Raw genomic sequence first — 21,364 nt, forward strand, 5'->3', positions numbered from 1 at the left:
AGATCCTCAGCGATTCAGGCGTTGCAGCAAGCGCGCGCGCAGGCTGCGGGCACGGACCTCGTCCATCGGCGCCAGCACGCCGCGCGCAGACTCCGGCACGTGTGCGGCGGTGTCCGCGTCGGCATCGAACACGTAATGGTCGAACACGTCCTGCCAGATGGCGCGTTGCTCCGCTGGCAGGTCGCGCATGGTGAGCAGCGCCAGCATCAGCGCATTCATCGGCGAATCCATGTAGGCCGGGCTCTGCCGCCACCAGAAATTCACCAGCACGTTGAACGGCGTCAGCGCCTGGACGTGATGCCACCACATGCTGGGAATGAACAATGCATCGCCCGGTTCCAGCTCGGCCACCAGCGCGTGTTCCAGCGCCTGCGCATAGCGTGGAAAGCGCTGCAGGTCCGGCGCGGCGATATCCACCAGGCTGACCGGCTGCCCGGCCGGGGTGAGATCGAGCGGGCCGATATACAGGTTGGCCAGTTGCTGCGGCGGAAACAGCGTGAAGCGGCGCCGCCCGGCGACCACGCAGGCCAGGTTGTCGGGCAGGTCCTGGTGGGCGGCGATGCGGGTGCGGTTGCCGATCCAGATGCTGGCCAGCGGCTGCGCCTGCGGCAGCGCGATGGGGTTGTGCGCGCGCAGGCCGGGCAAATAGGTGTCCAGCGTGGCGGAGCCGACATAGATCGCCGGTGGCTGCGGGTTGTGCAGATCGCGCAGCAAGGTCTCCAGCACCACGTTCAATGGCACCCGCTCGGGGCGGAAATTGAAGCCACTCATGTCCGCGTTGTAGAAGAAGCGCCCATCGATCTCCGGCGGGCCGACCTGCGCCACCACCGCCTCGCCGCGATCGAAACCGCGCAGGTAGGCGGCCGCCGCCTGCGCAGAGCCCGCGCCGGCCTGCGCCAGCGGCCAGTCGCGCACCAGCCCGCGCAAGACCAGCGGCGTGGTGGAGCGCAGCACGGCCGGATCCAGCTGCTGCGGGTCCAGCCCGTGTCGCTCTTCGATGGCGCGCGGCTCAACCAGCATGGCGGCGCTGCAGGCGGTCGAGCAGGTGGCGGAACTGCGCGATCGAGGCCACCGCCATGTACAGCGGTTCCAGATCGCCATGCCGGTGCAGATCGAGCAGTGCGGCATCGTCGAGCGCGCGCAGGCGTTCTTCGTGCACGGCGTAGAGCCCGGTCAGACGGCATTCCAGGCCGTTCTGCAGCGTGGCCTCGAACACGAACGGTTCGAGCAGGTCGTAGCCCAGCAAGCGTGCGACGAACGCCTCGCTCGCGGTCAGGCCATCATGCAAGGTGCGCAATACCTGGCTGATGTGGTCGAGAAATTCGGTGGTACCGCCATGTTCGCGAAACAGCACCTCGCCTTCGCTGCGGCTGATGCGCGGGCTGTCCAGGTCCACGTGCACCATCGGTCCGCCCGCCTGCTCGCCGATCAGAAACGGTTGCCGCTGGATCGCCAGCGGCACGTACGGCGCATCCCAGCGCGTACCGTCCAGGAACAGGTTCTCGCCCAGGCGCAGGCCCAGCAACGCCAGCGGCTGAAAACTGCGCTCGCCGCTGCGATGGAACACGATCGGGTATTGCGCCTGGAGTTGGCGGAATTCCTGCGGAAAGGTCGTAGCCGACATCACGTCATCGCCGAAGGCGGCGCCGTGCGCGGTGATCACGCGCAGATCGCGGTGATCGAGGTTGTTCAACAACACGGCATTGGTCATGGGGGCAGGCAGATCACGCGGGGCGCGTGGCCCATGCTTGGACAGTTCCCCTCCGCGTGGCAAGTGCCGGATGCAGCAACTGCGGCCAGCGCGCGGAAAGGCGGTGCGGGCGTCCCGGCAGGCGCGCTGCCGGGACGCTCGGTACCTCATTCAGATCACCAGAACTTGTAACGCACGCCCAGCATGTAGCGCGGGCCGGTCTGGGTGGCGTAGATGATCTGGTTCGGGTGACGGCCGTGCTGGCGCTGCACCTCGTCGGTGAGGTTGATTGCCTCCAGGCTCAGCGACAGGTTCTCGGTCCACTGGTAGCCGATGCTCAGGTCCAGCTGGCCATAGGCTTCGGTATAGACCGGGTTGGGCTGGCCGCTGCCGTCGAAGCGTGCGGCCAGGAACTCGTCGCGCCAGTTGTAGGCCGCACGCACCTGCCACTTGTCCCTGTCGTAGAAGCCGACCACGTTGGCCGAATCGCTCAGCCCTTCCAGCGCGAACTGCTCGCCGATCACGTAGTTGTCGTAGGTCAGGCCGGAGTCGACCATGGTGTAGTTGGCCGACACGCCGAAGCCGCTGTCGCCGAACATGTGCTGCAGGTTGAATTCCCAGCCGTCCAGCGAGGCCGAGCGCTGGTTGGCTGGCGCGGTGATGGCGAAGTTGGCCACCGGGTCGCCCGGCTGCCCGCTGATCACACCGGTGGCATTGCCGTTGGCATCGGCCTCGCGCACTACGCCCGGCGAACCGTTACGGTTGCGGAAGATGTAGTTGCGGATACAGGTCAGGTCGGCCGAGGCGCATCCATTGGCCAGCGCTTCGTTCCAGTACGTGCCGCCAATCGGGGTGTTCAAGCCCAGCGAGGTATCGTTGCGCGTGGTCACGCCGATGTAGTTGTCGATGTTCTTGCGGAAGAAGCCCACCGAGGCGTAGCTGGCATCGCTGTAGTACCACTCCAGCGACAGGTCGATGTTGTGCGAGAGCAGCGGCTTGAGGCCCGGGTTGCCTTCCTGGCCGGTGCCGCCTTCCACGCGCGCGATCTCGCTGAGCGTCTGCCCGCCCTGGATATCGCCCCAGCCGGGCCGGCCGATGGTTTCGCCGTAGCTGCCGCGCAGCACCAGGTCTTCGGTGAGCTTGAAGCTCAGGTCCAGGCTGGGCAGCCAGTATTCGTACTTGCCGCTGCCACTGGCGAACGCCGAGTTGGCCACACGAATCGGCAACTCGTTGTTGGCGACCCAGTCGATGCCCACCGGTACCGGCACCAGCGCCTGTGCGTCCACCTTGGTTTCTTCGTAGCGCACACCGGCGGCCAGGCTGATCGGCACGCGCAGATCGTCCCAGCTGTTGTTCCACTGCAGGTAGGCGTTCTTGGATTTTTCGGTCACGCGGCGGTCGGTGGTGAACACCGGCGAGGTGCGGTACAGCGCATCGTCGCCGGCCACCTGCGCGGCGGCCTGGCGGGCGCGTTCGAAGTCGAACAGGAACAGTTGATTGAACTGCGCCGGATTGCCGCTGCCGTCGATCGCGTCGAAGTACTGCGCGAACGAGCTTGGAATCCACAGATCGTCCGGATAATCGGCCGCGGTGCCGTTGCCGTTCCAGGTATCGCGCTGCACGTTGGAGAACGCCGAGCGGTTCTTGACTTCGGTGCTGCCGATGCCGAACTTCAACTGCGAATAGTTTTCGAAGGTGAAGTCGCCGTTGACCTGGGCCTGGTCGATCTCCGACTTCATGTAGCTGTTGCGGAACGCCGAGCCGGTGACCAGCGTGCGTGACGGATCCAGTCCGGTCAGCCCAAAGCCCAACTGCTGCTGCAACACCGGGAAATCCTTGCTGAAATCCACCACCGAGGTGCCGCGGTAAAAGCCGGACACGCCCAGCGAATTGCTGGAACCGAACGGGCTGTCCGCACCGGCTTCGGCGGTGGAGCGGTGGATGTCGAAGTTGAGCTTGAACTGATCATTGACCGCCCAATCCACGTTGAAGCCCAGCGACTTGTTCTGGTTGCGCGTGGCCGCATTGGAGCCGGCGGTGGCCAGATCGCTGGTGGCCGGATTGACGATTTCCGAATAGCTCACCGGCCCTGCCACCGGGCCGTTGGTCCAGGCGCTGGCCGACGGCCCGTAGTTGAACCACACCGACATCTCGTTGCGCTGCTGCTGGATCTTGTTTTCCGAATAGGTGTAATCCAGCGTGGTGGTGATGTTGTCCAGCGGCTTGTACTGCAGTACCAGCTGGCCGTTGGTGCGCTGGCGCTCCACGCCGACCACGCGGTAGTTGAGGTTCTGCGGCACCGAATAGATATCGTTGGGGCCGGGGCGGTTGACGATGTTCTCCGAGCCGGACGTACCTGGCTGCGGGATGGTGCCGTAGGCGGTGGCATCGCCGCGGAACGAACGCCAGCCGTTGGGCACGCCGACCTGGCTATAGCCAAAGTCGCGTTCCTGGTAGCTGCCGCTCAGCGACACGCCAAAGCGCCCGTCGGCCGAGGTGTTGCTGAAAATGCCGGAGATTTCCGGTGTCAGCGAATCGCCCTGCAGGCGTCCGGGCAGGTTCTCGTTGGAACTGTCGTGCACGCCCTTGAGGCCGACGTTGGCATGCAGGCCCGGGTTGTCCAGCGGCCGGCTGGTCTTGATGTTGATGGTCGCACCGATGCCGCCGGTGGGCGTGCTGGCGCGGCTGGTCTTGAACACCTCGATACCGGAGATCGACTCCGACGCCAGGTTGGCGAAGTCGAACGCACGCGAGTTGGAGGCGTTGGACTCCTCGATGCTGGCGCCCGGCATCTGGCGGCCGTTCAGCAGCACCAGGTTGAAGTCCGGGCCGACGCCGCGCACGGTGACGCGCGAGCCTTCGCCCAGCGAGCGGTCGATCGACACGCCGCTGATGCGTTGCAGCGACTCGGCCAGATTGGTGTCGGGGAACTTGCCGATGTCCTCGGCCACGATGCCGTCGACGATGCCCTGCGCATCGCGCTTGACGTTCATCGACGAGGTGAGGCTGCCGCGGATACCGGTGACCTGCACCGCATCGAGCGTGGCCGGATCGGCCTGGCTTGCGCCCGGAACGGTGGACGCGGACTGCGGCGGCGGTGCGGTCTGCGCGGCCAGCGGCGTCGACAAGGCAAACAGCAGGGCAGACGTCAGACGCCGCGTGCGCGGCAGGGTGCGTGGCTCTCTCACAATGATTCTTCCCCAAGTGAAGATAAGCCGGCCCCAGGCGGGACAGGCGAAGGTCGATGAAACAGTCGTGCATTTGTGAGCGCAGCCTTAACCAAGTCAACTTGCACTGCAGCATCGGCCGCGAGCAATCGCGTCACACATCGTTCCAGTCAGCACCACGGCGAGCGCACGCGCAGGTCGCGGGCTTGGTCGTACCATCGGTCGTCGAGGCGCGCGGCTGCGTGCCACCCCCCTGCCGAACTGGAGCGCACGATGATCGACCTGTACTACTGGCCCACCCCCAATGGCCACAAGGTCACCTTGTTCCTGGAAGAAGCCGGGCTGGACTACACGCTCAAGCCGGTCAACATCGGCAAGGGCGAGCAGTTCGAGCCGGCCTTCCTGCAGATTTCGCCCAACAACAAGATGCCGGCGATCGTCGACCACGCACCGGCTGACGGCGGTCCCGCGCAGAGCGTGTTCGAATCCGGCGCCATCCTGCTGTACCTGGCCGAGAAGACCAGCCGCTTCCTGCCGCGCGATGCGCGTGGCCGCATCGCCGCGCTGGAATGGTTGTTCTGGCAGATGGGCGGGCTGGGGCCGATGAGCGGCCAGATGGGCCACTTCAACGTCTATGCGCCGGAAAAGATTCCCTACGCGATCGAGCGCTACAACGCCGAAGTGCGCCGCCTGCATGGCGTGCTCGACAAGCGCCTGGCCGCCTCCGCGTTCCTGGCCGGCCCCGAGTACGGCATCGCCGACATGGCCAGCTATCCGTGGATCGAGGTCTACGCCGACATCCGCCCCGATTACGCCGACTTCCCGCATCTCAAGCGCTGGCACGACGCCATCTCCGCGCGTCCGGCCACCCAGCGCGCCTATGCGCTCAAGGAACAGGTCAACCCCAACGCCGGCAAGCCACTGGGCGAGGAAGAACGCAGGCACCTGTTCGGCAAGCGCTGAAGCAAAGCGGCAGGCGCGGCTGCGTAGCAGCCCATGCGGCGATAGCGGCGACTGGTGCAATTGCGCAGCAATAACAGCAGGCAGCAACGGCAAGCAGCATCAGGAGTTAGCAGCGGCATGCGCGTGCATCAACTGCGTGCGACACACCCGGTGCCTTGAGCCCCTCTCCCCCCCGGGAGAGGGGTTGGGGGTGAGGGTACGCAAGTGGAGCCAGATCCACCGCCCCCCCGGAACCTGCGCAGCACGAAATGCGCATGCACCCTCCGCAGCGCGCCAACTGCGACCATCGGGCCATCGCACCTTTGCCGCGCAAGGCAGGGCGAGGACGACTCCAGAACCACGCTGCCGCACATGCGCGCAACCACGCACAGCCCCTCATCGCGCGCACGCACCATCGCCGCGCTTCTCAAACACCTCACGCGCCCGCATCCTGTGTGCTATCTCAAGACAGGATCTTCGATGCGCGCCCTGTTCGCCGCCCTTGCCCTCATGCTCAGCACGCTCCCCACCGCCCACGCCGAAAAGCTCACCCTCGATGCCATCACCGGCCCGTTGCCGTTGTCCGGCCCGACGCTGATGAAACCCAAGGTCGCTCCCGACGGCTCGCGCGTGAGCTTCCTGCGCGGCAAGGACAGCGACCGCAATCAACTGGATCTGTGGGAGTACGACATCGCCAGCGGCCAGACCCGCCTGCTGGTTGATTCCAAGCTCGTGTTGCCTGGCACCGAGACGCTCAGCGATGTGGAAAAGGCCCGCCGTGAGCGCCAACGCATCGCTGCCTTCGCCGGCATCGTCGATTACCAATGGGCGCCGGACGCGCACGCGTTGCTGTTTCCGCTCGGCGGCGAGCTGTATCTGTACGACCTGCGCAAGACCGGCAGCGCCGCGGTGCGCCAGCTCACCCATGGCGAAGGTTTCGCCACCGATGCCAAGCTCTCGCCCAAGGGCGGCTTCGTCAGTTTCGTGCGCGCGCGCAACCTGTGGGTGATCGACCTGGCCAGCGGCAAACAGCTGCAACTGACCCGCGACGGCAGCGAGACCATCGGCAATGGCGTGGCCGAGTTCGTCGCCGACGAGGAAATGGATCGCCACACCGGCTACTGGTGGGCGCCGGACGATTCGGCGATCGCCTTCGCGCGCATCGACGAATCGGCTGTGCCGATCCAGAAGCGCCCGGAGGTCTACGCCGACCACACCGAGGTGATCGACCAGCGCTATCCGCAGGCAGGCCAGCCCAATGTGGCCGTGCAGCTCGGCGTGATCGCCCCGCGTGCGGCAGCCAAGCCACAGTGGGTCGACCTGGGCAAGAACCCGGACATCTACCTGGCGCGGGTGGACTGGCGCGATGCGCAGCGGCTGACCTTCCAGCGCCAGTCGCGCGACCAGAAAACCCTTGCGTTGATCGAAACCACGCTGGCCAGCGGCAGGCAGCGCGTGCTGGTCACCGAGACCTCGCCGACCTGGGTGCCGCTCAACAACGATCTGCGCTTTCTCAAGGACGGCCGCTTTGTCTGGAACTCCGAGCGCAGCGGCTACACGCATCTGTATGTGGCATCGGAAGACGGGCGCACGCTCACCCCGCTGACCTCCGGCGACTGGGTGGTCGATGCGTTGCTCGCCGTCGACGAGCACGCCGGCACGGTGTATTTCTCCGCCAGCAAGGAATCGCCGACCCAGACCCACATCTACGCCGTGCCGCTGGCCGGCGGTGCGATCGAAAAACGTTCGATGCCCCGCGGCACGCACGCGGCCAGTTTCGCCGGCAATGCCAGCGTGTATGTCGATAGCTGGTCCAACACCGGCACGCCGCCGCAGATCGAGCTGTTCCGCGCCAATGGCGAAAAAATCGCCACGCTGCTGAAGAACGACCTGGCCGATCCGCAGCACCCTTACGCCAGATACCGCGACGCGCAGCGCCCGGTGGAATTCGGCACGCTCACCGCTGCCGACGGCACCACGCCGCTGCAGTATCGCCTGATCAAGCCGGACAACTTCGACCCGGCCAGGCGCTATCCGGTGATGGTGTACGTGTATGGCGGCCCTGCCGCGCAGACCGTGCTCGATGCCTGGCCGAGCCGTGGCGATGCGCTGTTCGACCAGTACCTCGCCCAGCGCGGCTATGTGGTGTTCTCGCTGGACAACCGCGGCACGCCGCGGCGTGGCCGCGCCTTCGGTGGTGCGCTGTACGGCAGGCAGGGCACAGTCGAAGTGGACGATCAGCTGCAGGGTGTGGCCTGGCTCAAGGCGCAGCGCTGGGTCGATCCGGCCCGCATCGGCGTGCAGGGCTGGTCCAACGGCGGCTACATGACGCTGATGCTGCTGGCCAGGCACAGCGAGGCCTACGCCTGCGGCGTGGCCGGCGCACCGGTCACCGATTGGGGGCTGTACGACACCCACTACACCGAGCGTTACATGGACCTGCCGGCCAGCAACGCCGACGGTTACCGCGACGCGCGCATCGCCACCCATCTGGATGGCCTGCGCGCCAGGCTGCTGCTGATCCACGGCATGGCCGACGACAACGTGCTGTTCACCAACTCCACCGCGCTGATGAGCGCGCTGCAGGCGCGCGGCACCGCCTTCGAATTGATGACCTATCCCGGTGCCAAGCATGGGTTGTCCGGCAGCACCGCCTTGCATCGCTACAAGACCGCGGAGGCCTTCATCCAGCGCTGCCTGATGCCCTGAGCGGCCGGCGGCCGGCTGCAGGGGACGCGGCCACTGCAGTGGTACAGCGGCCGCCGCCGCGGCCCCGCGGCGATGTTGGCCGCGCCGTGGTTTTTGCTCACCGCCGAGGTCATCTGCAGTCGTGCCCCAACACTTGGCCTACAAGGACGTTGTCATGTCATCCCTGCCGCCGGTTCCGGCTGCAGCGCCTGGCAAGCCGCAATCGCCAACGTCTGCAGCCTGGTAACGGGTCCGCAAGCGCCGCCGCACTCCTGCGACCATGACCTAAGGCGCATTGCCGCAGCCGCTGCGGATGGGTAGGGTCGCGCTACTCAACTTGCGGATCCACCCCATGAAACCACTTGTTCTCGCCGTTGCGCTGGCGCTCGGTGCTTCGCTGCCATTGCAGGCACAGACCGGTCAGCCCGGGCAGGCCCAGCCTGCCACGCCGGCCTGGGTGCAGACCAGCAACGGCCACGCGCAGATCCTGCTGAACGCGCAGGCGCCGTTCCAGCCCGAATACGCCAGCTTCTTCGGCGTGCCCGGCTACGACGACCAGGTCATCGACCTGGGGCCGAACAACGCCGCGCGCTACCGCGATGCGATGAGCAAGGCGCGCACCGCGTTGCAGGCCAAGCTGGCGACCGAGCGCGACGTCAACGTGCGCCAGGACCTGCAGATCATGATTGCGGCGGCCGAACAGAACATCGAAGGCAGCCAGCTCAACGAGCGCTACCTGCTGCCGTGGAGCGACGCGCCGCAGCTGGTCTTCAGCGGCCTCAATGGATTGCTGTCCGACCAGACCGTGCCCGAGCGCCGCGCCAAGGCGCTGGATCGCCTCAAGCGTTACGTGGGCCTGGTTCCGGGCACGACGCCGACCACCACGCTGGCCCGCCAGCGCTACGAGGAACAGCTTGGCAACAAGGCCCTGCTGCAGCCGACCGAGCGCGAAGTGGAGCAGGCGTTGGTGAACGTGGACACCTACGTCGCAGGCATCGGCGAGTTGTTCGCCAAGTACAAGATCGCCGGCGCCGACGAAGCGCTCAAGGCGATGTCCACCCAGTTGAAGGAGTACGCCACCTGGACCCGCACCACGGTGCTGCCGAAGGCGCGCAAGGACACCCGCCTGCCCGAACCGCTGTATGCCTTCCAGCTCAAGCAGGTCGGCATCGACATCGCCCCGCAGCAGCTGATCCAGCGCGCGCAGCTGGAATTCATGGAAACCCGCTCGGCGATGCGTCAGCTCGCGCCGCTGGTGGCCAAGGCCAAGGGCGTGCAGGGCAGCGATTACGTGCAGGTGATCCGTGCGCTCAAGGGCAACAAGATCGCCGACGACCAGCTGGAAACCCACTACCGCGGCGTGATCGACCAGATCGACCCGATCATCCGTCAGCAGCGCATCGTCGATGTGCCCAACCGCCCGATGCAGATGCGCCTGGGCAGCGCAGCCGAAAGCGCCGCGCAACCGGCACCGCACTTCCTGCCGGCCCCGCTGATCGGCAATACCGGCCAGCAGGGTCAGTTCGTGCTGCCGCTGGGCAACCCGACTGCCGACGGCGCCAAGAAGGAGCAGTACGACGACTTCAACTTCGGCTCGGCCGCCTGGACGCTCAGCGCACACGAAGGCCGCCCCGGCCATGAGCTGCAGTTCACCGCCATGGTCGAACGCGGCGTGTCGCTGGCGCGCAGCCTGTTCGCGTTCAACTCGGTCAACGTCGAAGGCTGGGCGCTGTATGCCGAAGCCGAAATGGTCCCGTACGAACCGCTCGACGGCCAGCTGATCGCCCTGCAGTTCCGCCTGCTGCGCGCCGCCCGCGCCATGCTCGACCCGATGCTCAACCTCGGCCTGATCGACCGCGAACGCGCACGCCAGGTGCTCGAGGACGATGTCGGCCTCTCGCCGGCCATGACCCGCCAGGAACTGGACCGCTACACCGTCCGCGCGCCCGGCCAGGCCGGCAGCTACTTCTACGGCTACACCCGCATCCTGGAACTGCGCATGCGCACCGAGCTGGTCCTGGGCAAGAAGTTCGACCGCCTGGCCTTCAACAACTTCCTGCTCGACCAGGGCCTGCTGCCGCCGGACCAGCTGGCCAAGGCGGTGGAGACGCAGTTCATCCCTGCGCAGCAGGGCAAGCGCTAAGCAATTCGAGACGGCGTAACGCAGCAGGGCACGATGGAGCTTGAATCGGCCAACTATCGCGCCCTGTTGCAGCACTGCCTTCGCAAATGCTTTCGAATCGTTGAGGCTCGCCTCAGCGCATTGGAGGCGACACCTCTGGCGCCGCGCGTTGCTGCGCCCCGGCCGGCACCCAGATCGCCATGCCGGCCGCGCGCTTCTGGGTGGTCGGGATGCCGATGCCCAGGCCGCCGCCGACGCGGCCGCCGTAGCTGCCGCCGCCCACCGACAGGCCGCCGCCGGAGCGTTCCGAGCCCACGCCGACGATGACCACGCCATTGGCGCCGAGCTTGGCCGCCTCACGCTTGAGGCGCTGCACGGCCGCATCGGTCTGGCCCTGGGTGCCGAAGCCGGCGGCGCTGGTGGATTCGAGCTGGGCGATCTCCACCGAGCCGACCGGTGCATTGGAGTACACCTGCACCTGCGCCGGGTCGATCGGTGCGCGCGCCTGGCCCAGCATCACCTTGGAACTGCTGGCGCAACCGGCCAGGAGCATGGCGAGCGCAGCGGCGATGACGACATGCTTGTTCATGATGCGGCCCCTGTTGACGACAGTGATGGCGATGATCCGGCGCCCGGACTGAATCGCGCCGGACTTCGCCGCACCCTAGCCGTGCCCACGTGAGGCTACCGCCAAGCCGCCATTGGTCAGGGTGACCACCTGCCCACGGCGTCTTGGCGGCTGCGGGGCTAAGCTGAGGCCATTCTTCAAGATGTCGAGGTGATACGTGGGATTGATCAGCCTGCTGTGGGGCATCGTGGCGCTGCTGTGGATGGTGCTGGCCTTCATCCCGTTGCTGGGCTGGGGCAACTGGTTCCTGATCCCGTTTGCGGCGGTGGGCGCGCTGATTGCGGCGATCGCGCTGCTGTTCACCTCGGCCGGCAATCGCGGGCGTGCCAAGACCGGTCTGCTGCTCAACGGCCTGGTGATCGTGGTCGGGGTGATCCGCCTGAGCCTGGGCGGCGGCGTGATCTAGCGCGCGGCGGCGCCCAAGCAGGTCGCGCAAGCCGGAAGGGCCTTGCACCGGCTGGCGATGAAGAAGGTCGCCGCGTGGCACTGTCGCCATCCGAACGCGTTCCCTATGGGGTGAGCCGACCGTGCCCGGGCGAATCACGCTGGCATGAATCGCGGCGCGCTCCTACCCGTTGCAGCGCTGCGACACTCCGTCGCAGCGCGTCCGGCGGCGGATGGCGGGCGTAAACTTGCCGGCTGCTGACAGGAGCCCACGATGGCCCATCCCCACTACCGTCCCCGCCGCATGCGCCACGATGCGTTTTCGCGGCGCCTGATGCGCGAAAACACGCTGACCACCGACGACCTGATCTGGCCGGTGTTCGTGCATGAATTGTCCGGCCGCGCGCCGATCGCCTCGATGCCGGGCGTGGAGCGTCTGTCGCTGGACGACTTGCTGCGCGAAGCCGAAGCGGCCCTGGAACTGGGCATTCCGGTGATCGACCTGTTCCCGGTGATCGACCCGGCCGGCAAGAGCCTGGACGCGGCCGAAGCCTGGAATCCGGACGGCCTGGCGCAGCGTGCGGTACGTGCGCTCAAGGCGCGCTTTCCCGAACTCGGCATCATGACCGACGTGGCGCTGGACCCGTACACCACGCACGGCCAGGACGGCCTCATCGACGCCAAGGGCTATGTGCTCAACGAGATCACCGTCGAGGCGCTGGTCAGGCAATCGCTGTCGCATGCCGAAGCCGGTGTGGACATCATCTCGCCCTCGGACATGATGGATGGCCGCATCGGTGCGATCCGCCGCGCGCTGGATGCGCAGGACCATCTCAACGTGCGCATCATGGCCTACTCGGCCAAGTACGCCTCGGCGTTCTACGGTCCGTTCCGCGATGCGGTCGGCAGCGCCGGCAATCTCGGCAAGGCCGACAAGACCACCTATCAGATGGATCCGGCCAACAGCGACGAGGCGATGCGCGAGATCGCGCTGGACCTGGAAGAGGGCGCCGACATGGTGATGGTCAAGCCGGGCATGCCGTATCTGGATGTGGTGCGGCGGGTGAAGCAGGAATTCCGCGTGCCCACCTTCGCCTATCAGGTCAGCGGCGAGTACGCGATGCTCAAGGCGGCGGCCGCCAATGGCTGGCTGGACGAACGTCGTTGCGTGCTGGAAGCGCTAATGGCATTCAAGCGCGCCGGTGCCGATGGCGTGCTGACCTATTTTGCCCCCCAGGTGGCACGTTGGTTGCGGGAAGGCTGAGTGCGGTGATGCGGTGGAGTGACGGCGTGCAGGCAAGGAATCGCTGCTTGCAGGTCTGGCTTGATGCGATGAAGACGCACTGACTCCGCAGGCCGCGGTCTTCCGCGGCCTGGGCTTCGTGCAGAGCGCAGCAGGCGCCTGGATGAGCGAGGATCCTGTTGTGCAGACAGCTTGGCCAGGCTGATTTCAGAGGACCGGCAGATACCGGCAATGCGGCAATGATCGGGTGATCCCCATGCCGCATCGCATTGCGTCAGTGGTGTGAATCCCGAAAATCCGCAGCCAAACTGCGATAACGATTCTCATCTACAATAGCGGACCCCACTGTTTCAGGCTGTTCGCGCGTGCTCAAGACCGTCCTGTTCCAACTGCACTGGCTGCTCGGCATCACGGCCGGGCTGGTGCTGTCGGTGATGGGACTGACCGGCGCGTTGATGTCCTTCGAGAACGAGATCGTGCGGTTGGCCAACCCGGCGATCGCACAGCTGGCGCAGCGGCATGCGGCAGGCGAGCGGCCATTGCCGGTGGATGTGCTGCTGCGTCGGCTCGACCTGGATCAACGGCAGGCAGTCACGCGCATGCTGATCGATCCGACCGGCAAGCGTCCGTCCACCGCGCGCCTGGCCGGCAAGGGGGGCGGGCGGGTGTATTTCGACCCATATACCGGCGACAAGGTCGCCGCTCCGCGGTTGAGCGGCGCGTTTGCCTTCATCGAGGATCTGCATCGCCACCTGGCCGCCGGCAAGCGCGGCCAGGCAGTGACCGGTGCAAGTACCCTGATCCTGTTGTTCTTCTGCGCCTCCGGCCTGTATCTGCGTTGGCCGCGACGCTGGTGGAGCCTGCGCACCTGGTGGGCGGTGGAATGGCGACGGCAGGGGCGCAGTTTTCTGTGGAGCCTGCACGCGGTGTTCGGCACCTGGTGCCTGCTGGTGTATCTGCTGGTGGCGCTGACCGGGCTGACCTGGTCCTACCCGTGGTACCGCGACGGCATGGTGGCCTTGCTCGGCACCGAGCCGGCGATACGCGGCGACGGGCGCGATCATCGCCCGGCCACGGTGAATTTCGCGGCCGTGCAGCGCACCCTGGATGCCATTCCGGCCACGCACAGCACGGCATTGGACCTGCGCATCCCGCCGCGTGCGGGTCAACCGCTGAGCGTGCGCTTCCTGCCCGACCATCCCGACCACGACCGCGCCTACGACAATCTGGAAATCGAGCCGGGCAGCGGTGCGTTGCTGCGTCGCCAGGACTATGCGCTGCTGCCGCGTGGCCAGCAGCTGCTGGTCAGCATGTTCCCGCTGCATTCGGGCAGTTTCTTCGGGCTGCCGGGCCGCATCGTGGTGATGCTGGCGAGTGTTGGCATGTCGGTGTTCTTCGTGACCGGCTGGATGCTGTATCTGGATCGCCGCCGCAAGAAGCGCGCGCTGCGTGCCGCGCGCGAGGTCCTGCACGGTGCGCCGGCGGCCTCGCAAGCCGAGCCCTGGCTGATCGGGTTCGCCAGCCAGAGCGGGTTTGCCGAACGGCTGGCCTGGCAGGCGGCCGGGCATCTGCAGGCCGCCGGTCTGCCGGTGCAGGTGCGCTCGCTGGCACAGCTCGGCGCGCAGCATCTGCAGGGCACCCGGCATGCCTTGTTCGTGGTCAGCACCTTTGGCGATGGCGAGCCGCCCGATACCGCGCGCAGCTTCGAGCGCGAGCTGTTGCGCCAGCGCATGACGCTGTCGCAGCTGACCTATGCCGTGCTGGCCCTGGGCGACCGCCAGTACGCGCAGTTCTGCGGGTTTTCGCGGCGCATCGAGCAGTGGCTGCAGGCGCAGGGCGCGCAGCCGCTGTTTCCGGCGGTGGAGATGGACAACACCGATCCGCAGGCCCTGGCGCAATGGCATGCGCAATTGGCGCAGATTGCCGGCGCGCCGGTGGCGGCCGTGCCGCTGGCGCGCCCGACCCTGCTGCAGTGGACGTTGGCGACGCGCACGCATCTGAACCCGGGCAGCGAGGGCGCCCCGATCTGGCAGATCGATCTGCTGCCACCATCCGGCACGCAGTGGCAGGCCGGCGACATTCTCGAAGTGCAGCCGGCGCATGCCTACACCCACGTCCGCGCGTGCCTGGCCGCCTGGGGGCTGCCGCCCGACGCGCTGGTGCATGTCGATGCGCAGCTGCTGCCGCTGCAGCAGGCCGTCGCCGAGCGCGTGCTGCCGGAGCCGCCCACGCGCCCGCCAACGCCGCATCCGGATCCACAGACCTGGCTGGATGCCTGCGCCTGGCTGCCGACCCGCGACTACTCGCTGGCCAGCGTGCCGGCCGACGGCGTGGCGAGTGCGGTGGTGCGCCTGACCACAGCCGCCGACGGCAGCCCCGGCCTGGGCTCGGGCTGGCTGATCTGCCACGCACCAATCGGGATGCAGATACGCGCGCGGCTGCGCACCAATCCCGGTTTCCATCGCGTCGAACAGGCGCCGATGGTGTTGATCGGCAACGGCACCGGTATCGCCGGCTTGCGCGCCCTGCTGCGCGAGGCCGAGCTGGCCGGCGTGCACGGGCACTGGCTGCTGTTCGGCGAACGGCAGGCCGCGCACGATGCTCTGTTCGCCGACGAACTGCAGGCCTGGCAGGCGCGTGGTCACCTGCAGCAGCTCGATCAGGTGTTCTCGCGCGACCAGGCGCACAAGCGCTACGTGCAGCATCACTTGCGCGAAGCCGGCGACACCTTGCGCCACTGGATCGACCGCGGTGCCGTGATCCATGTCTGCGGCAGCCTGGACAGCATGGCGCGTGAGGTCGATGCCGCGCTGCGCGAACTGCTGGGCGAGACGCGGCTGGAGTCGCTGACCGCGGCGGGGCGTTACCGGCGCGATGTCTATTGAGCGAGGTCATGACCGCTGCATTGCGGCGTTGGAGTGCCGACAAACCATAGCGAGCGCGCGTCAATCAGGTGCGAACGGCGTGGAGGAATCGCAGTGCAGCCGGAGAGTTAATCGGCCGCTTCTGTCGGATGCAGTCAAAAGCCTGGCTAATCGAGTGCGCGGTGCCCTCACCCCTTGCGGGACACGCCGTAAACCCGTCCCTGGGGGCTCGGTGGCGGCATCCACGCCGCCACACGGTCCGGAACCGGCGAGGACACCGCACCAGCGAGTTGGTCGGCGCTCATCTCAAAGGTTGTCTGTCGTGCGGCGTGCATCAGACATGGAGCCGATGCTTCGATGATCGAACAAGGCGCATTCAGCACCGCTCTTACCATGCACACCGGCCATCTCGACTGGTCCTTGCCCGCCCGCCGTCGCGGGACCTTACGCGGCATGGATGCCGCGTAAGAGTCTCCATGGATGGATTCACGGCGTGTCCCGCGATGGTGGGCGGGCAAGGGCCCCTCGGCAAAGCCGCAGCTCAGCAGCCGAGCAGCTCAGCTGCCCTGCAGCCAGGTCTCAGATCAACAGCCGGGCAGTGAAAACGCACCGGGCGAGACGTTCTATCGCTGATCAGCCGCCCTGCACCAAGGGCCCGGATCAGCACTTCGCCATAGACCGACGCGACATAGTCTGGCTGGCCGCTCCTTGCCTGAATCTGCACATCCAGCCACCTCAACGGCAGCTCGTATCTCCCTCCGCCGCCGGTGCCTTCATCCGGTAGATGTCCAGCTGCCCCGCACGCGGTGCGCGCGCGCTGCCGGTCACCAGCAACTCGCCCGGCTTGGCCGTGTCCACCACCGCACCGAAGGTGCGTTCCTGCGGCCCGTTGAACGACAGCGGCAGCGCATGGCCCACGGTGTAATGGCCGTTGTTGCAGGTCGCCAGCACCAACTGGCTGGGGCCGTCCCGTTGACCGCGTGCCCATACCAGCCCCCGTCCATCGCCGAGCCAGGCCGCATCCAGCTCGTCGGCAGCGCTGTTGATGTCGCTCAACGGCACCGGCGCCGCAAAGGCCTGCCCGTCCCAGCGCGCCACGAACAGGTCCATGCCGCCGGCGCCGCCGTGGCCGTCGCTGGCGAACAACAGACGCGTGCCGTCCAGCGACAGCGTCGGGGAACGCTCGTTGCCGCGGCTGTTGATCGGCGCGCCCAGCGATTGCACCGCGCCGACCCGGCCCTGCGCATCCACCGGCGCGCGATACAGGTCCGCGCCGCCGGTACCGCCGGGTCGGGTGGAGGCAAACAGCAGCCAGCGGCCATCGGCACTGAACAGCGGGGAGGTCTCGTCCTGCGCGGTGTTGATCGGCAGCACTTCGGCGTTCTGCCAACGCCCGCCGCTCAACCGGGCCTGCCACAGATCCCAGCCGCCGGTACCGCCGGCGCGGTCGCTGGCCCAGACGATGCGTTGCCCGTCCGGACTCAGCGTGGCGCGCGCCTCGTTGGCCGGCGTGGAGACCACACCCATGCCTTCGATGCCGAATTCGGCAAGCCCCGAAGCGGCCGGGACGCAGAGTAAACTTGCCGCCAGCGCGAGCAGCGTCCATCGAAGTTGCATGCGGTGTTCCTGTCTCAAGTCGCGCACAGTCTAGTCAACCAGAGAGCGTTTCATGCCCGTATCCCGTTATGCCGTGTTCGGTCACCCCGTCGCCCATTCGCTGTCGCCGGCCATCCACGCCGACTTCGGGAAGCAGACCGGCATCGCGCTGGACTACACCGCCATCGACGCAGCGCCGGAAGCATTCGCTGCCGCGCTGGAGCGCTTCGCCGACGAAGGCGGCAAGGGTGCAAACGTGACCCTGCCGCTGAAGGAGGCCGCCTGTGCGTTGTCGGCCAGCCTGAGCGAGCGTGCGCGTCTGGCCGGTGCGGTCAATACGCTGGTGCGCAACGACGGCCGCTGGGAGGGCGACAACACCGATGGCGCCGGCCTGGTGCGCGATCTCACCGACCGCCACGGGCTGGATCTGCGCGGTCGCCGTGTGCTGCTGCTGGGCGCCGGCGGTGCCGCGCGCGGCGTGGCGCCGGCGCTGCTGGAAGCGGGCATCACCGAAATGGTGGTGGTGAACCGCTCGCCCGAGCGTGCCGATGCCTTGTGCGATGCGCTTGGCGAACCGGGGCGGGTGGTCTCGCGCTATATCGAAGACCTGCGCGACCTGGGCGACTTCGAACTGATCGTCAATGCCACCGCAGCCGGGCGTGATCGCGACGCCGGTGCGTTCGCCATGCCGCTGGGTCTGGTCAACAGCCTCACCGCGGCGGTCGATCTCAACTACGGCGCCACCGCCATCGCCTTCCTGGCCTGGGCACGTGCAGCGCAATGCCGCTACGCCGTCGATGGCCTGGGCATGCTGGTGGAGCAGGCCGCCGAGAGTTTCGCGCTGTGGCATGGCGTGCGCCCGGACACCGACCCGGTGTACGCCGCGCTGCGCGCGCGCGAGGCCCTCCTGGTCAGTGCCGACTGAGGTGGGCAGCGTCACCGCCACCGATATCCTGCTGACCCTGGTCACCAGCCTGCTGTCGCGCGTGCCGATGCTGATCGCGCTGCTGCTCGGGCTGGTTCTGCTGTGGCGTGCCTCGCAAAGCCCGTTGCGGCGTGCCGGGCTGGCCGCGCTCTGGCTGCTGCTGGGCTGCCTGTTTGCCGAGGTTGCCTTCCAGGCGATTCCGATGCTGCTGCTGCAGCAAGGCAATGTGCGTCAGATCAGCATGGTGGTCAGCATCGCCCACTTCGTGCTGGTGGCGGTGCAAGGCGTGGGCATCGGCGTGCTGGTGTGGACGCTGGCAGGCAGCCTGCAACGGATGCCGCCCGCCACCGGCCCGCGCCCATGATTCCGCTCAAAGCCATCGCGCTGGTGGTGGTCGGGCTGGTCAGCGCCGGGCAGGGCGGGTGGACGCTGCTGCATCCGCAGGCGCTGGCCGCGGTCAATCGCGGCGGCCTGCTGTACGAACGCTTCGGGCCCACTGGCGTGGGCGCCGGCATGTTGCTGATGGGCATCGCAATGGTGGTCATCGGACTGGTCTGGGCGCGCCATGCATGGCCGCGGCGGCCGCAAGGCCGCTGACAATGTGAAGCGACGCTGCCTGCTCGTTGCAGGTGGCGCAGGGTGGTTCGGTCGGCATCCATTGCGCGACCCTTCGGGTCAGGACTTGCGGCCAGTGCCTGCCGGCGCTGATCGGATCCGAGGCATGCGGTGGCCGTGCAGCGTGCGCACCCGGGAACAGGGCGGCGGCGGCGCCCTGCGCCAGCAAACACGTTCAGCCGAGCGCCGTGCCGGTCGCAGGCGCTGCGCCGGTCCGTGCGAAAATAGCCCGATGAATGAAGTTGCCCCACCGGCCGCGCCGTCGGCGCCCGTTCCCACCCAGCGTGTTCTGACCGACCCGATCAAGGCCGGCATCCGCGAGGCTTACGCCAAGCTGCAGGCCAACACGCCCGGCTTTGCCACGCGGCGGGCGCAGAGCCAGATGATCGGCCTGGTCTCGCGCGCGCTGGCCACCTCCGGTGGCATCGGCATTGCCGAGGCGCCTACCGGCGTCGGCAAGAGCCTGGGCTATCTCACCGCCGGCGTGCCGATCGCGCTGGCCACCAAGAAAAAGCTGGTCATCAGCACCGGCACCGTGGCGCTGCAATCGCAGCTGGTGGAGCGCGACATCCCGGCCTTCCTCAAGGCCACCGGCCTGGAAGCCACGGTTGCGCTGGCCAAGGGCCGCACCCGCTACCTGTGCACGCGCAACGCCGCCGAGCTGCAGGGCGAAACCAGCCAGGAAGGCATGTTCGACGACGAGCAGGTGCTCTACGACCGCCCGCTCAGCCCGGCCGACGCGGATCTGGCCAAGCGCCTGGCCAAGGCCTACGCCGAACGCAGCTGGAACGGCGATCTGGATGATGCGCCCGAGCAGGTCTCGGTGCCGCTGCGGCTGCGCATCACCACGCCAGCCTCCGGCTGTGCCGGCCGCCGCTGCAGCTACGCCGCGCAATGCCCGGTGCTGAAGGCGCGCACCGACGTGCGCGAAGCGCAGATCGTGGTCACCAACCATGCACTGCTGCTGTCGTCGCTGTCGCTGGGCGATGCCGAGAATGGCCAGCCATTGATCGCCCCGCCCGCCGACATGCTGCTGGTGCTCGACGAAGGCCACCACATCGCCGGCGTGGCGATCGACCAGGGCGCGGCCAGCCTGCCATTGGACGAGATGGCCAAGCGCACCGGCCGGTTGCAGATCCTCATCGCCGCCGCCTACCGCGCCGTGGACAAGGACAAGCTCGGCAACCTGCTGCCCAACGAGGCCATCGAGGTGGCCGCGCGCGTGTCCAAGCTGCTCAAGGCCTTCCATGCCGAGGTCGAACGCGTGTGGAAGCCCGAGCCCGGCGAGCGCGATCCCTTGTGGCGTGCGGCCAACGGCAAGCTGCCGCCGCAGTGGGGCCCGGCCATCGAAGAACTTGGCGAAGAAACCCGCGCGCTGTTCAACTGGGTGCATGCCGCACACAGTGCGATCGCCAAGGGCAAGCAGGACGATGCGGCGCGCGAACGCCTGCAGCGCAGCCTCGGCCTGGCCCTGGAGATGGCCGAGCAGCAACACAATCTGTGGAGCGGCTGGCGGCGCGAGGACAAGGAAGGCCAGCCGCCGATGGCCCGCTGGATCACCCTGTCGCGCGATGGCGATCTGATCTGCCATTGCTCGCCGGTGTCGGCCGCGCAGGTGCTGCGCACGATGATCTGGAACGAAGTGGATTCGGTGGTGATGACCTCGGCCACCTTGACCGGTGGCGGCGATTTCCAATCGTTCGCCATCGACAACGGCCTGCCCGATCACGCCGAGATGGCCTCGCTGGCCTCACCGTTCGACTTGCCCAACCAGGCCGAGTTGATCGTGCCCAATTTCCCGGTCACTCCCGACGATCGCGAAGGCCACCCGAAGGAAGTCGCACGTTACCTGGTGCGCGAACTCGACTGGACCGCCAAGGGCAGCATCGTGCTGTTCACCTCGCGCTGGAAGATGGAAAAGGTCGCCGACCTGATGCCGCTGGCGCAGCGCAACCGCGTACTGGTGCAGGGCGAGGGCAACAAGTCGCAACTGATCACCGAGCACATGCGCCGCATCGCCGCCGGCGAGGGCTCGGTGCTGTTTGGCCTGAACTCCTTCGGCGAAGGCCTGGACCTGCCCGGCGATGCCTGCACCACCGTGGTCATCACCCAGGTGCCGTTTGCGGTGCCGACCGACCCGCAGACCTCGACCTTGAGCGAATGGCTGGAAAGCCGCGGCCACAATGCCTTCAACCTGATCGCCATCCCGCACGCGCTGCGCACGCTCACGCAGTTTGCAGGCCGCTTGATCCGCAGCTCCAGCGACCACGGCCGCGTGATCATCCTCGACTCGCGCCTGCTGACACGTCGCTATGGCAAACGCATCATCGACGCGCTTCCGCCGTTCAAGCGGGTGATCGGGCGTTGATCAGTTACTGCTGCATCGGTGCGTGTCCTGCAACGATGCAGCCATTGGCGGGCACGCAAGCATCGCCCCTGTAACGGCGACGCTGCACGATCAACGCAGTGTATCCGCCGTTCGCACACCGTTGAGCGCAGT

At 67.3% G+C, this 21,364-nt stretch carries 15 protein-coding genes; 10 read left to right on the plus strand and 5 right to left on the minus strand.

The window, feature by feature from the left end:
• Nucleotides 1–6 precede the first annotated feature (6 nt).
• From EO170_RS05255 to EO170_RS05265, 3 genes are all read right to left on the minus strand, one after another.
• Nucleotides 7–1,020 carry a cupin-like domain-containing protein gene (locus EO170_RS05255; protein ID WP_126943039.1) on the minus strand — a complete coding sequence of 338 codons (1,014 nt, stop codon included), beginning with the start codon at nucleotides 1,018–1,020 and terminating at the stop codon, nucleotides 7–9.
• The gene (locus EO170_RS05260) at nucleotides 1,010–1,711 is read right to left on the minus strand and encodes a SapC family protein (RefSeq protein ID WP_164740913.1); all 702 of its coding nucleotides are present in this window, start codon (nucleotides 1,709–1,711) and stop codon (nucleotides 1,010–1,012) included. Before EO170_RS05260 ends, EO170_RS05255 begins: the two co-directional genes overlap by 11 nt.
• Nucleotides 1,712–1,866: 155 nt before the next feature.
• Nucleotides 1,867–4,878 carry a TonB-dependent receptor gene (locus EO170_RS05265; RefSeq protein WP_126943042.1) on the minus strand — a complete coding sequence of 1,004 codons (3,012 nt, stop codon included), beginning with the start codon at nucleotides 4,876–4,878 and terminating at the stop codon, nucleotides 1,867–1,869.
• 252 nt (nucleotides 4,879–5,130) lie between these two features.
• On the opposite strand from EO170_RS05265, the gene EO170_RS05270 reads away from it, so the two are divergent.
• The 3 genes from EO170_RS05270 (at nucleotide 5,131) to EO170_RS05280 (ending at nucleotide 10,630) form a co-directional block, all read left to right on the plus strand.
• The gene (locus EO170_RS05270) at nucleotides 5,131–5,820 is read left to right on the plus strand and encodes a glutathione binding-like protein (protein ID WP_104584198.1); all 690 of its coding nucleotides are present in this window, start codon (nucleotides 5,131–5,133) and stop codon (nucleotides 5,818–5,820) included.
• 459 nt (nucleotides 5,821–6,279) lie between these two features.
• Entirely contained in the window at nucleotides 6,280–8,508 is a 2,229-nt protein-coding gene (locus EO170_RS05275) for a S9 family peptidase (protein ID WP_164740914.1), read from the plus strand.
• 331 nt (nucleotides 8,509–8,839) lie between these two features.
• Nucleotides 8,840–10,630: a DUF885 domain-containing protein gene (locus EO170_RS05280; RefSeq protein WP_164740915.1), complete on the plus strand. Its 1,791-nt coding sequence runs from the start codon at nucleotides 8,840–8,842 to the stop codon at nucleotides 10,628–10,630.
• A gap of 112 nt (nucleotides 10,631–10,742) precedes the next feature.
• On the opposite strand, the gene EO170_RS05285 is transcribed toward EO170_RS05280, so the two are convergent.
• A complete protein-coding gene (locus EO170_RS05285; RefSeq protein WP_104584202.1) occupies nucleotides 10,743–11,198 on the minus strand; it encodes a hypothetical protein in 456 nt (151 codons plus the stop codon).
• A 202-nt stretch (nucleotides 11,199–11,400) separates the two neighbouring features.
• On the opposite strand from EO170_RS05285, the gene EO170_RS05290 reads away from it, so the two are divergent.
• From EO170_RS05290 to EO170_RS05300, 3 genes are all read left to right on the plus strand, one after another.
• On the plus strand, nucleotides 11,401–11,643 hold the full coding sequence (locus tag EO170_RS05290) for a hypothetical protein (RefSeq protein ID WP_005989387.1): 243 nt from the start codon (nucleotides 11,401–11,403) through the stop codon (nucleotides 11,641–11,643).
• A gap of 252 nt (nucleotides 11,644–11,895) precedes the next feature.
• On the plus strand, nucleotides 11,896–12,885 hold the full coding sequence (hemB, locus tag EO170_RS05295) for a porphobilinogen synthase (RefSeq protein WP_104584204.1): 990 nt from the start codon (nucleotides 11,896–11,898) through the stop codon (nucleotides 12,883–12,885).
• A 344-nt stretch (nucleotides 12,886–13,229) separates the two neighbouring features.
• The gene (locus EO170_RS05300) at nucleotides 13,230–15,749 is read left to right on the plus strand and encodes a sulfite reductase flavoprotein subunit alpha (RefSeq protein ID WP_126943047.1); all 2,520 of its coding nucleotides are present in this window, start codon (nucleotides 13,230–13,232) and stop codon (nucleotides 15,747–15,749) included.
• Between the two features lie 714 nt (nucleotides 15,750–16,463).
• Here EO170_RS05300 and EO170_RS05310 read toward each other — a convergent pair.
• Nucleotides 16,464–17,345: a PD40 domain-containing protein gene (locus EO170_RS05310; RefSeq protein WP_126943050.1), complete on the minus strand. Its 882-nt coding sequence runs from the start codon at nucleotides 17,343–17,345 to the stop codon at nucleotides 16,464–16,466.
• Between the two features lie 52 nt (nucleotides 17,346–17,397).
• On the opposite strand from EO170_RS05310, the gene aroE reads away from it, so the two are divergent.
• The 4 genes from aroE to dinG all read left to right on the plus strand — a co-directional run bounded on the left by aroE (nucleotide 17,398) and on the right by dinG (nucleotide 21,232).
• On the plus strand, nucleotides 17,398–18,249 hold the full coding sequence (aroE, locus tag EO170_RS05315) for a shikimate dehydrogenase (protein WP_104584212.1): 852 nt from the start codon (nucleotides 17,398–17,400) through the stop codon (nucleotides 18,247–18,249).
• Nucleotides 18,239–18,613, plus strand: a complete 375-nt coding sequence (locus tag EO170_RS05320) for a hypothetical protein (RefSeq protein WP_206513980.1) — start codon at nucleotides 18,239–18,241, stop codon at nucleotides 18,611–18,613. The genes aroE and EO170_RS05320 overlap by 11 nt, the downstream gene beginning before the upstream one ends.
• Complete coding sequence (locus EO170_RS05325; RefSeq protein ID WP_126943053.1) at nucleotides 18,610–18,846, plus strand: hypothetical protein; 237 nt, start codon at nucleotides 18,610–18,612, stop codon at nucleotides 18,844–18,846. Before EO170_RS05320 ends, EO170_RS05325 begins: the two co-directional genes overlap by 4 nt.
• Before the next feature lie 250 nt (nucleotides 18,847–19,096).
• Nucleotides 19,097–21,232 (plus strand): ATP-dependent DNA helicase DinG, encoded by a 2,136-nt coding sequence (dinG, locus tag EO170_RS05330; RefSeq protein WP_126943056.1) that lies wholly within the window; start codon nucleotides 19,097–19,099, stop codon nucleotides 21,230–21,232.
• Nucleotides 21,233–21,364 lie beyond the last annotated feature (132 nt).

The organism is Xanthomonas sp. BRIP62409, assembly GCF_003992965.1.
Classification (GTDB): domain Bacteria; phylum Pseudomonadota; class Gammaproteobacteria; order Xanthomonadales; family Xanthomonadaceae; genus Xanthomonas; species Xanthomonas euroxanthea.